Annotated in this window: 8 protein-coding genes and 1 pseudogene; 4 read left to right on the top strand and 5 right to left on the bottom strand. The window is 69.0% G+C overall.

The features are described 5' to 3' along the window. Positions 1-1,207 (bottom strand): annotated as a pseudogene (locus AC1D1G_RS20850) (hypothetical protein); the annotation flags it as partial. Positions 1,208-1,437: 230 nt separating this feature from the next. Here AC1D1G_RS20850 and AC1D1G_RS20855 point away from each other — a divergent pair. Continuing rightward, positions 1,438-2,499, top strand: a complete 1,062-nt coding sequence (locus AC1D1G_RS20855) for a M23 family metallopeptidase (protein WP_283354044.1) — start codon at positions 1,438-1,440, stop codon at positions 2,497-2,499. A gap of 76 nt (positions 2,500-2,575) precedes the next feature. Here the strand turns inward: AC1D1G_RS20855 and pcrA are convergent, their stop codons facing one another. Next, a complete protein-coding gene (gene pcrA, locus AC1D1G_RS20860; RefSeq protein WP_477953528.1) occupies positions 2,576-5,062 on the bottom strand; it encodes a DNA helicase PcrA in 2,487 nt (828 codons plus the stop codon). 273 nt (positions 5,063-5,335) lie between these two features. On the opposite strand from pcrA, the gene AC1D1G_RS20865 reads away from it, so the two are divergent. Continuing rightward, on the top strand, positions 5,336-5,632 hold the full coding sequence (locus AC1D1G_RS20865; RefSeq protein ID WP_005238528.1) for a chorismate mutase: 297 nt from the start codon (positions 5,336-5,338) through the stop codon (positions 5,630-5,632). Positions 5,633-5,670: 38 nt separating this feature from the next. Here the strand turns inward: AC1D1G_RS20865 and AC1D1G_RS20870 are convergent, their stop codons facing one another. Beyond that, positions 5,671-7,125: an NAD-dependent succinate-semialdehyde dehydrogenase gene (locus tag AC1D1G_RS20870; protein WP_477953530.1), complete on the bottom strand. Its 1,455-nt coding sequence runs from the start codon at positions 7,123-7,125 to the stop codon at positions 5,671-5,673. 69 nt (positions 7,126-7,194) lie between these two features. Here AC1D1G_RS20870 and pgi point away from each other — a divergent pair, with 69 nt between their 5' ends. Next, entirely contained in the window at positions 7,195-8,847 is a 1,653-nt protein-coding gene (pgi, locus tag AC1D1G_RS20875) for a glucose-6-phosphate isomerase (RefSeq protein ID WP_477953531.1), read from the top strand. A gap of 1 nt (position 8,848) precedes the next feature. Here pgi and AC1D1G_RS20880 read toward each other — a convergent pair whose 3' ends face one another. Next, complete coding sequence (locus AC1D1G_RS20880; protein ID WP_009478830.1) at positions 8,849-9,628, bottom strand: FAD:protein FMN transferase; 780 nt, start codon at positions 9,626-9,628, stop codon at positions 8,849-8,851. Positions 9,629-9,732: 104 nt separating this feature from the next. On the opposite strand from AC1D1G_RS20880, the gene AC1D1G_RS20885 reads away from it, so the two are divergent. Next, entirely contained in the window at positions 9,733-10,992 is a 1,260-nt protein-coding gene (locus tag AC1D1G_RS20885) for a hypothetical protein (RefSeq protein ID WP_477953532.1), read from the top strand. A 1-nt stretch (position 10,993) separates the two neighbouring features. On the opposite strand, the gene AC1D1G_RS20890 is transcribed toward AC1D1G_RS20885, so the two are convergent. After that, entirely contained in the window at positions 10,994-12,358 is a 1,365-nt protein-coding gene (locus tag AC1D1G_RS20890) for an NAD(P)/FAD-dependent oxidoreductase (protein ID WP_477953533.1), read from the bottom strand. Between the last annotated feature and the right edge of the window lie 2 nt (positions 12,359-12,360).

Genomic DNA, 12,360 nt, shown 5'->3' on the forward strand with positions numbered 1-12,360 from the left:
GGGCACCGGCGGCGGCGAGCACGGCGGTGACGATTCCGGTGGTCCCGGCGGCGACGTGCCAGCGGGCGATTCGAGCGCGGGCCGCGGCGGCCTCGGCTCGCAGCGCCGCCTTGGCGACGCCCTTCGCGGACGGGGCGACGGCCCCCTTCTTCGCCGGGCCGCCCTGAGCCGGCGCGAACGACGAGGGGGTGGCGAGCGTCTTCACGATCCTGCTGTCGCGAGCTCGGTCGACCATCGGGATGCAGACACCGACGAGTACGAGGACACCGGCGCCGACGGTCCCCCACACCGCGCCGGGCCCGGGCTGGATCCGTTCGCCCGCGGCGAGTCCGGCCACCAGGCGCGTCCCGACCACGCCGAGCGCGGCCAGACCGGCCCCGACGAGCGCACCGGACGCGGCGGGCGGCGAGATGGACGCCAGTGCGGAGGCGACCACGATCAGAACGGCCGCCGCCAGCAGCCCGGCGCCTGCGGACGCGGCGAGGTCCGACTCCACGACCGTCGGGACGAGGATGACCGGATCCTCGGACACGAAGGCAGGAGCGAACAGCGCGCCGACGAGCACGACGGCGGCGACCACCGCGACCGCGGACGGCAGGAATCCGACACGGGCGCCGGTCGCCCGTCCGACCTGTTCGGAGCTGCGGGCGTCGCCGTAACCGTCCATCAGCGATTCCCGGTGGACCGCGACCATGCCGAGGAGGCCGGCGAAGGCGATCAGCAGGTGTCCGCCGAGGGCGGCGTACGCGCCGGACCCGGCGGCGAGCTCGGCCGCCGTCTCGGGCCGGAACAATTCGAGTCGATTGGCGTCGATGGCGTCCGTCCACAGCTGCGTGTCGAGCACGGCGGCGCCGAGGGACATCGCACCGGCACCGGCCAGCAGCGCACCCGCCACCGCGGTGCGCCGGGCGAGAAGCGCGAGGACGGCGAGAACGGATGGGGCGAGGGCGAAGACGGCAGCCCACAGTGCGGCTGCGCCGATCGCGGACGGCGCGGCCACCCCGTCGGCCGAACGGACGGCGTGCAGGACGGGCGCCGAGGCCACTCCCACTCCCCCGACGAGACCCAGGACGACCGCGAGCACGCACCCCCGGCGCGCACGGGCGGGATCGGGCTCCTCGACGGCCGTCAGACCGGTGCCGCCGGACGAGGGAATACGTTCGGGCTCGGCCCTACGCCCGTCCGGAGATCGAGTTGATGACGCCACAGGCCGACGCTAGCGCTAACCCACTGCCTCCCCCACGTTGTGACACGCGTATTCAGGGGCGAGATTGAACCGAGACGAAAAGTGGGTTCGACGTTTCCCCAGCTCAGTTTGTGATGCCCGTCACATGTAGCCGTTCCTCCGCGTTACAGGTTGCGCGCATCGCAACCGTTTCGTTACCGTCGCCAAGGTCTAAGTCACAGGCAGGTCACGAGCAGGAGGGGGACGGGCGTATGCACCATCGCAGCCAGTTCACGGCCAGCCGTTTTGTGAGTCACCACGATGACGAGTTGCGGGGTCACAACGACGAAGTCGCGCCCACGTACCCCTCGAGGTCGGTCGAGCGTTATCCCGAGACCGATAGTTCTGAGATTTCACGCATGCTCTTCCGCAATTCGCAGTCCACACGCTCCACCCCCGACAGCGTCGACGCCGGCAACGGCTTCGAGACCATCGACACCGAGTCCGAGATTCCCGGCTTCACCCCCCGCAGCGGTTCCGAGTCCTTCGAGGGTGCACCCTCCCACTCCCGCCGCGGAGCCCACCGCATCCCGACTCCTCCCTCAGCTCTCAAAGGTCGCGCCGCAGTCCTCGCCGTCGCAGCGGGCGCCGTAGTCGCCGCAGGCCAGGCTGCCGTCACCAGCGGATCGTCCAGCTCCTCCGACCACTCCGAGGTCGCCCTCGCCAGTGACGAGTCGAGCACCATCGGAACCACCGCCGAGCCACAGGCCGCCCAGTTCTCCACGGTCGCCGACACCGCCGCGTCCGATTCGAACGCCCCGCAGGTCCTCAACATCGCGAACCCGACCGACCTGTCGCAGTTCAGCAACCTGCTCGCCAAGGGACAGCGTTTCAGCGAAGAGCGCGCCGCCCGCGAAGCCGCTGCCCGCCGCCCCCTGTTCGTCCTCCCCGCCGTGGGAACCTTCACCTCCAACTTCGGAAGCCGCTGGGGCACCCTGCACGCAGGCGTCGATATCGCCGCCCCCATCGGCACCCCCATCGTGGCCGTCGCCGACGGCGAGGTCATCGACTCGGGTCCGGCTTCCGGGTTCGGCATGTGGGTCCGCCTCAAGCACGCCGACGGCACCATCACCGTCTACGGCCACATCAACACCTCCACCGTCACCGTCGGCCAGAAGGTCATGGCGGGCGACCAGATCGCGACCGTCGGCAACCGCGGCTTCTCCACCGGCCCGCACCTGCACTTCGAGGTTCACCTCGCCGGCGAGAACAAGATCGATCCCCTCCCCTGGCTGGCCTCCCGCGGCATCAGCCTCGGCCCCGAGATGGACTGACCGAAACCTCTCGGCACCACCTGAACACACGACTGCGGCGCATGCATTGCATGCGCCGCAGTCGTCTTTCGTGTCTCTACAGCTTGACCATCGGGACGCCACCGATCAGCATCAGCCGGACCTTGCCCGCGCTGCCGAAGTCGATGGTGACCGTCGCGGTCGGCCCTGCGCCCTTGGTCTCGAGGACCGTGCCGAGGCCGTACTTGTCGTGACTGACACGGTCGCCGACCGTGAGCACCAGGTTGTTGTTGCGGGAGCGGGCGGCGCCGAAGCTCGGCGTGCCCGCCGACCCGCCGCCGTAACCGGAACCGCCACCGAAGCCCTGGCCGCCGTATCCCGATCCACGCGCACGGCCACCGCCGATCGCACCCCCCGAACCGATACCGGTGCCCGGGTCCTCACGACGCCAGTGCACGAGATCCGACGGGATCTCCTGCAGGAACCGCGACTCCGGGTTCTGGATGGGCTGGCCCCACGCCGACCGCATGACGGCCCGCGTCAGATACAGCCGCTGCCGGGCACGGGTGATGCCCACGTATGCGAGCCGGCGCTCCTCCGACAGTTCCGTGGGGTCGCCGAGAGCCCGCATGTGCGGGAACTGACCGTCTTCCCACCCGGTGACGAAGACGACGGGGAACTCGAGCCCCTTCGCGGTGTGCAGGGTCATCAGCGTGACGACGCCCTCGTCGTTGTCGGGTAGCTGATCGGAGTCCGCGACCAGGGACACCCGTTCGAGGAACGCGGCGAGGGAACCGGGATCGGGTTCACCGTCCCGGGCGTCGACGTCGCCGTCCTCCGGCGGTTCCACGAGGCCGGCCGCGTTCCGCGCGTCGGAGCTGAACTCACGCGCCACGCTCACGAGTTCGTTGAGGTTGTCGAGACGCGCCCCGTCCTGAGGGTCGCTGCTCGCCGCGAGCTCGGCGCGGTAGCCCGTCCGCTCCAGGACCGCCTCGACGACGTCGCCGATGTCGCCGAGCTGGTCGGGGACGACGTCATCCGCAGTGGTCTCCGGCGGGAGCATCACCCGCAGTCCGTCCATGAGCTCGAGGAACGACGCGATGGCCTTCTGGGAACGGGTGTTCAGCAGCGGTACGCGGCCCTCACCGCCATCCCGCAGTGCCTCCGCGAAGCTGATGCCCCGCTGCTCGGAATGGACGGCCACACACGCCTCGGCGCGGTCGCCGATGCCGCGGCGGGGTGTGTTGATGATCCGGCGCAGGCTGACGGTGTCGTCCTCGTTCGCGAGGACACGGAGATATGCGACGATGTCGCGCACCTCCTTGCGCTCGTAGAACCGCACTCCGCCGACGACCTTGTACGGAACGCCGAGCCGGATGAAGATCTCTTCGAGGGCACGGGACGAGTTGTTGGTGCGGTAGAACACGGCGACGTCACCGAACTTGGCGTCGCCGGAATCGACGAGCTTGTCGATCTCGGACGCCACGAACGACGCCTCGTCGTGCTCGTTGTCCGCGACGTAGCCGGTGATGAGCTCACCCACACCCGAATCGGTCCACAGCCGCTTCTCACGCCGGCCGGTGTTCTTCGAGATCACCGAGTTGGCCGCCGACAGGATGTTCTGGGTGGAGCGGTAGTTCTGCTCCAGCAGGATGGTGCGGGCATCCGGGTAGTCGCGCTCGAACTCCTCGATGTTGCGGATCGTGGCGCCGCGGAACGCGTAGATCGACTGATCCGCGTCGCCCACCACACACAGCTCGGCCGGGGCGACCCGGTGGTCCGCGTCCTCGCCGTCCGCGGTTCCGCCGACCAGCTCGCGCACCAGCATGTACTGGGCGTGGTTCGTATCCTGGTACTCGTCGACCAGCACGTGGCGGAACCGTCGACGGTAGTACTCCGCCACCTGGGGGAACGCCTGCAGCATCGCGACCGTCTCGCCGATCAGGTCGTCGAAGTCCAGCGCGTTCGCCGAACGCAACCGCTGCTGGTAGTGCCCGTACACCTTGGCGATCAGCCGAGGCAGTTCCGCCGGATCCTTGTCGGCGTCGGCGCTCGCCTGCTCGGGGTCGACGAGCTCGTTCTTGAGATTCGAGATGTGGGTGGCGAGCAGCCGAGCCGAGTAGCGCTTGGTGTCGATGTTGAGATCCTTGGCGATCATCGTCAGCAGTCGCCGCGAGTCGTCCGCGTCGTAGATGGAGAAGTTCGAGTTGAGGCCGGGGAGCAGCGCCGCCTGGGCCCGGAGGATCCGCACGCAGCTCGAGTGGAACGTGGACACCCACATGCTGTTGGCCCTGGGGCCGACGAGGTGGGCGACGCGTTCCCGCATCTCCGCGGCAGCCTTGTTGGTGAACGTGATGGCCAGGATCTGACCGGGCATCACCCCCCGCTCGGCCAGCAGATATGCGATGCGGCGGGTGAGCACAGCCGTCTTGCCCGAGCCCGCACCCGCGACGATCAACAGCGGAGAACCGGCGTGCACGACCGCTTCCCGTTGCTGTGGGTTGAGGCCCTGGAGGAGCGCATCGGACCCTGCGCGCGCCGGTGCAGCGGCGTGCGGAGTCGACGTGGCGCTCAGGGGAGAAGCGGTGCCGGAGATAGTGTTCATCAACTATCAAACTTACCGGCGTGTACCGACAGCGTCACAGCCGCTTGGCCTGCGCGGTACCGCCATGGCAAACTGGTACACATGTTCAGTCCGCCGTCGCGCCCCCTGTGGCGATTTTTTTACGGGTACCGGCCTCCGGTGCCCGTGAACTGAACAGCTCACGAGCCCCGAGGTCCGCACCGGATCCGGGGCTTTTTTCGTCAAACGAGCCTGGATCGGTAACGACTCGAGCCAAAACAACGATCCAAGTTCTGACAAGAGGGAGACGAACCAATGAGCACTCAGACCGTCGCATCAGCCGCCAAGGAAACCGCTGTGCCCACCAGCGAGGCCGAGATCGAGGTTCTCCGCCAGGAGATCGACAAGCTCGACGCCGAGATTCTCGCCGCTATCAAGCGCCGCGCAGAGGTCTCGCAGCTCATCGGGCGCACCCGGATGGCGTCCGGCGGTCCCCGCCTCGTCCACAGCCGTGAGATGAAGGTGCTCGAGCGGTTCAACGAGCTCGGCCAGGAAGGCCACACACTCGCCATGCTGCTGCTGCGCCTCGGGCGCGGCCGCCTCGGTCACTGATTTCCCGAAGCGGCCCGCCCGTCCCCCGACGGCGGTCGCTACGGCTCGAGTGCCACGTACTTGGTCTCCAGGTACTCCTCGATGCCTTCACTGCCCCCTTCGCGCCCGAAGCCTGACGCTTTGACGCCGCCGAAGGGGGCAGCGGTGTCCGAGATGACTCCCCGGTTGATGCCGACCATGCCCGATTCGAGGGCGTCGGCCACCCGGAGTGCACGGTCCAGATCCCGGGTGAAGATGTACGACGCCAGGCCGAACTCCGTGTCGTTGGCCGCGGCGATGCCCTCCTCCTCGGTGTCGAACCCGGCGATCGCGACCACCGGCCCGAACACCTCCTCCTTCAGGATCCGAGCCTGCGCGGGGATCTCGTCCAGCACGGTCGCCGGGTAGAAGTAACCGGGACCTTCCGGTGCGACCCCGCCGAGCCGCACCCGGGCACCGGCGCCGACGGCGTCCTGCACCAGTTCCCCGACCTTCTCGAGTTGGTCCGCGTTGATCAGCGGGCCGAGCGTCGTGTCGTAGTCCGTGCCCGGTCCGAGCGTGTACGAGGACAGCTTGTCGACGAGCTTCGCGGTGAACTCCTCCCGCACACTGTTCGCGACGTGGAAGCGATTGGCCGCGGTGCAGGCCTCGCCGCCGTTGCGCATCTTGGCGAGGACGGCGCCCGCCACCGCCTTGTCCACGTCGGCGTCGTCGAAGACCACGAACGGCGCGTTCCCGCCGAGTTCCATGGACGTGCGCAGCAGCCCCTTCGCCGACTTCTCGACGAGCATCCGGCCGACCCCGGTCGAGCCGGTGAACGTGAGCTTCCGCAGCCGCGGGTCGTCGAGCAGTGGACCGGTCACCTCCCCCGACTTCGACGTCGGCAGCACCGACAGCACGCCCTTCGGGAGCCCCGCGTCGGCCATCACCTCGGCGAGCAGGAGCATCGTCAACGGAGTCTCGGAGGCGGGTTTGACGATCATCGTGCAGCCGGCCGCCAGTGCGGGTCCGATCTTGCGGGTGCCCATCGCGAGCGGGAAGTTCCACGGTGTGATCGCCAGACACGGCCCGACGGGTTGCTTGGTCACCAGGATGCGTCCGTTCCCGGCGGGTGCCGGTGTGTAGCGGCCGGCGATACGCACGGCCTCCTCGCTGAACCACCGGAAGAACTCGGCGCCGTACTTGACCTCCGCCGCGCTCTCCGGCAGCGCCTTGCCCATCTCCAGCGTCATCAGCAGCGCGAAGTCGTCGGCCCGGGCCGTGATCTTCTCGAACACCGCGCGGAGCAGTTCCCCGCGCTCACGTGCCGGCGTCGCCGCCCACTCCCGCTGCACCGCGACCGCGGCGTCGAGCGCTTTCATCGCGTCGGCGGGACTGGCGTCCGCCACCTCGGTGAGCGCGTCACCGGTCGCGGGGTCGAAAACGGTGAACGTGGCGCCGTTCTCGGCGTCACGCTTCTCGCCGCCGAGGAAGAGGGTTGTGGGAACGGTTCGCATGAGTTCGACAGCATCCATGACGTCCATCATGCGCCGCACCGAAGTTCGCACGGAAGTTTCGACGCGCGGGCATTAAGCTCAAATCTCGTGAGCTCAGACATCACCGGAACCGCTGCCTGGCAGAAATTGCGTGATCATCACGCTCAAATTCAGTCCGTCCATCTTCGAGAACTCTTCGAGAAGGACCCGGCACGCGGGCAGGAGCTCACCGTCTCGGCCGGCGACCTGTACATCGACTACAGCAAGCACCGCATCGACCGCGACACCATCGGGTTGCTCCTCGAACTGGCGCGCAGTGCCGACCTGGAGGCACGCCGGGACGCGATGTTCGCGGGCGAGCACATCAACACCTCCGAGGACCGCGCCGTCCTCCACACCGCGCTGAGGCTGCCCGCCGACGCGTCTCTCGTCGTCGACGGGCAGGACGTCGTCGCCGACGTCCACGAGGTCCTCGACCGCATGGGCGACTTCACGGATCGGGTGCGCTCCGGTGAATGGCGCGGCGCGACGGGCGAGCGAATCAAGACCGTCGTCAACATCGGGATCGGCGGATCGGATCTGGGTCCGGTGATGGTGTACCGCGCGCTGCGGCACTACGCCGACGCGGGCATCAGCGTCCGGTTCATCTCCAACGTCGACCCCGCCGACCTGGTGCGCAGCCTGCAGGGCCTCGACCCGGCCACCACCCTGTTCATCGTGGCGTCCAAGACGTTCTCGACGCTCGAGACGCTCACCAACGCCACCGCCGCGCGTCGGTGGCTGCTGGGCGGTCTCGGCCTCGGAAACGAAGCGGTCGCAAAGCATTTCGTCGCCGTCTCGACGCACGCGGATCGGGTGTCGGAGTTCGGAATCGACACGGCCAACATGTTCGGATTCTGGGATTGGGTGGGTGGCCGGTACTCGGTCGATTCCGCCATCGGGCTGTCGGTGATGGCGGCGATCGGCAAGGAGCGTTTCGCGGAGTTCCTCGCCGGCTTCCACGCCGTGGACGAACACTTCCGGACGGCGCCGCTCGAGGAGAACGCGCCGGTCCTGCTCGGCCTGATCGGCCTCTGGTACTCGAACTTCTTCGGCGCGGAATCCCGTGCCGTGCTGCCCTATTCCAACGACCTCGTGCGGTTCGCGGCCTATCTGCAGCAGTTGACGATGGAATCGAACGGCAAGTCGGTGCGCGCCGACGGCACACCCGTCCCCACGTCCACCGGTGAGATCTTCTGGGGCGAACCCGGAACCAACGGGCAGCACGCCTTCTACCAGCTCCTGCACCAGGGCACGCGGCTCGTCCCCTCCGATTTCATCGGTTTTGGCGAACCCACCGACGACCTGCCCACGGCGGACGGCACCGGCAGCATGCACGACCTGCTGATGAGCAACTTCTTCGCCCAGACGAAGGTCCTGGCGTTCGGCAAGACGGCCGAGGAGATCGCGGCCGAGGGAACGCCCGAACATCTGGTGCCGCACAAGGTCATGCCCGGCAACCGGCCGTCCACCACGATCCTCGCACCCAAACTCACCCCGTCGGTGATCGGACAGCTGATCGCCCTGTACGAGCACCAGGTGTTCGTCGAGGGCGTCGTGTGGGGCATCGACTCGTTCGACCAGTGGGGTGTCGAGCTCGGCAAGACGCAGGCCGTCGAGTTGCAGCCGGTGCTCACCGCGGCGGAAGAACCGGCCGCGCAAAGCGATTCGTCGACGGACAGCCTGGTGCGCTGGTACCGCCGTCAGCGCGGACGGGCCTGATTCACCAGCTCTCGGTGGTGTAGACCCGGCCCGACCGGTCCACCAACCGGGCGCGCAATTCGTGCTGTTCGATCCAGCGGATCGCACCGATGCCGCGGGCGAGGGCAGCGACGCTGGCCGCGTACGCCCAGAGCGCGTCGTCGGCGATCACCGACACGGTCTCCCACTCGGTGGCGGTGGGCGGTTCGGCAGCCGGGGGCGCGAACGCCGTCGCCATCGCCGTCCCGTTCACCAGTTCGACCTCGCCGTCGCCGGGCACCGGGATCTGCCAGCCGCCGGCGGGACAGTGCCCGGCCGTCGCGACGACGTCGCCGATACGCACGGCGGCCCCGCACTCGAGTTGGCGGGCCACCAGTTCCGCCGCCCGGTCCACCGTGTCGGCCTTGGCGGTGTCGGTGATGTCGAACGAGGCGCCCCACGGCGCGAACACGACGTCGTCGTCGATCTGGACGTCGAGGAAGCTGGGTGCCGGGTGCACGGTGGGGATCAGGTCCTCGTCAGGAGATTCGGTGGCGAGCGGGTTCACCACCCCGTCGGTCATCCGGGCGGCCCAGAGCGCCGACCGCAGCAGTGCGGACATCCGCCGGCTGACCTTCACCGGCGCGCCCTGCGAGAGGTTGACGGCGTGGATCTCGGCGTCGCCGCGGTGGATGTCGCAGACCGATTCGGTCTCGTCGATGACGGCCGCGATCAGCGCTGCAGCCTCGGGTAGGGCGGCGCCTTCGGTGACGTCGACTTCCACGACGGAACCCCACACCTTCCATTTCTCGACGCTAACCATGGTGTTCTCCGTGTGCGGTCCGTACAGCGCTGCACTTCCAGTATGCGCCGGCTGTCCAGAGGTCGGCCTCCTGCGACCACCTCGACCGGTCGTACACTTCGCTGGTGAGCGCCCGATTGAGCGTCGTCGACGAGATGTTCCTGCGCACCCATCGGGGGTGGGGAACGCCGATCGTGATGCAGGGCCTGTGGCGTACCGACGGTGAGGTGACCGCCTCGACCCTCGATGCCCTGAGCGCAGACTTCGCCCGCGGACCGCTGGGCAGGCGGGTGGTGCGTCCGCGGATTCCCGGCGCGCGGCCCCGGTTCGAGCCGAGTACCGACGCCTTTCCCGTCGAAGACGCGGAGATCGAGGCCGGGGCGGTCCTCGCGTGGGCCGACGAGCAGGGCTCGTTGTCGGTGGACCCCGAGCGGGGTCCCGCCTGGCGTCTGGCGTGCGCACGACCGGCGGGCGGAGGCACGGTGTTGTCGCTGGTGTGTTCGCACGTGATCGCGGATGCGCGCGGGCTGGCGGCCGCCATCGCGGCGGCGCTGCGGGGACTACCCCCGTCGGATCAGGGAGGTGCGGAAGGCGCTGTCGCGGACATGTGGGACGCCACCCGGCTCGCCCGCCGCGTGACGGAGGGAACCGTGCGTGCGGTCACCGGTCTCGTGGTGAGCGGGGCCCGTCGCGCGGAACTCCGCCGCTTCCTGCACGTGAGTGGCAAAGCGTCCCCCGGCACACTTTGCCACTCACCTGCGTCGGCGGTGCTGGACGTGGACGCCGAGCAGTGGGACGCCGCCGCGGAGCAGGCAGGCGGAACCCCGAACAGCCTGTTCCTGGCCGTGGTGGCCGAATTGGCGCGGCGGGACGGCGAGTCCCGCCCGCTCACGATCAGTGTGCCGATGGACCTGCGGGGCGCGGCCACCTCGTCGGGTACCGCGAACTCCGTCGCCATGGTCGAGGTGGATGTCGGCCCGCAGGACACCGTCGCGGATGTGCGGGCCGCGAGCCGCGCGGCGTTCTCCGCGCCCGCGATGACGAGCCCGGCCGGGTTCCCGGAGGAAATGCTGCAACTGGTCCCCGACCGGGTGGCGCACGCCCTCACGGGTAACCCCGGCGAACGGGACGTGCTGTGTTCGAACATCGGACCGCTACCCGAGGCGCTCGTCTCGATCGGCGGTCACCGCGCCACGGGCATCGCCACCCGGGCCGTGCATCCGGGTGTCGTGACCAGCCGCACCCGGCTGTCCGCCTATCTCAGCCGATTCGGCGGCAGCTACACCCTCGCGCTCGAATCGCTGGACAGTCCGGACCGCGCGGAACTCCGGGAGCGGGCGACGACCGTCCTCGCCCGGCACGGTCTCGATGCCCGCGGCTGGTGAGTCAGGACTCGGACGCGGGTTCGGCGTAGGGCTGACGCGCCGACTGCGGATCGCCGTAGGTGATCGCCCGCTCCCGGCGCGTCCGCGACGCCAGCGTGACGGCCCAGTTGAGCAGGGTGCCGAACCGGTTGCGGTACCCGGCGAGGAACGCGATGTGGATGGCGCCCCACGACACCCAGCCCAGGAACCCGGACATCCGGATCGGGCCCGCTTGAAGCAGCGCATGCCTGCGGGCGATGTACGCCGCGCTCCCCAGGTCGCGGTACTTGAAGGGTTTGCGGTCGGGCGTTCCCCCCGCGACCGTGCGGGCGATGCACCCACCGACGTGCTTGCCGCCCTGCATCGCGACCTCGGCCACGCCGGGGAGGTCGTTCAGCGACATCAGGTCGCCGATCACCCAGACGTTCGGGTGTCCGGGCACGGTGAGGTCGGGTTCGACGGCGATGCGCCCGCCCTGAATCTGCTTCACGCCCAGCGCATTCGCGAGAGCTGCCGCGAACGGCACGGCCTCGACGCCCGCGGTCCAGAGGATCGTGCGAGCCCCGTAGCGCTTCTTGGTGCGCGCAGCATTCTTGGCCGTCGTCTCGATGCTGGTCTCGCAGACGTCGGTGACGTGCACCCCGAGGTGCGTTTCGACGCCGATCTTGTCGAGGGTGCGCTGCGCCGCCGCGGACAGTTTCCGATTGAACGACGGGAGAACGCGGTCGCCGCCGTGGAACAGCAGAACCCGGGCCTCGCAGGGGTCGATGGACTGGAACTCGTGGGCGAGAGCGTGCACGGCGAGTTCCCGGATCTGGCCCGCCAGTTCGACCCCGGTGGGCCCACCGCCCGCGACGGCGAAGGTCAGCCACGGCCTGCGTTCCTCCGCGGTGGGCAGCGATTCGGCCATCTCGAAGGCGCAGATCAGCTTCCGGCGAATGGCGAGCGCGTCGTCGAGGGTCTTCATCCCCGGCGCCCATTGGATGTACTCATCGTGCCCGTGGTACGTCTGTCGCATGCCCGCGGCGACGATCAGGTAGTCGTAGGGCAGGTCGAATGTGGATCCGTCGAAGCGACTGGCGGTCAGGACCCTGCTGACGGCGTCGATCGCGTGCGCCTCCCCGAGGGCGACGTGCACGTTGCGATTGCCGCGCAGCAGGTGCCGCAGCGGGCTGCTGATCTCGCCCTCGGAGAGCAACCCCGTCGCGCATTGATAGAGCAGCGGCTGGAAGAGGTGGCTGGTTCCCCGGTCCAGCAGGGTGACGTCCACGTCGACGTCGCGGAGCCGCCGGGCGGCGTGGATTCCGCCGAACCCTCCCCCGACGATGACGACACGCGGCCTCGAACGCTGCAGGCCGAGGGACGAGGATTCCTGGGCGGTCGTCATAG

This window comes from Rhodococcus sp. P3_B8 (assembly GCF_056402775.1).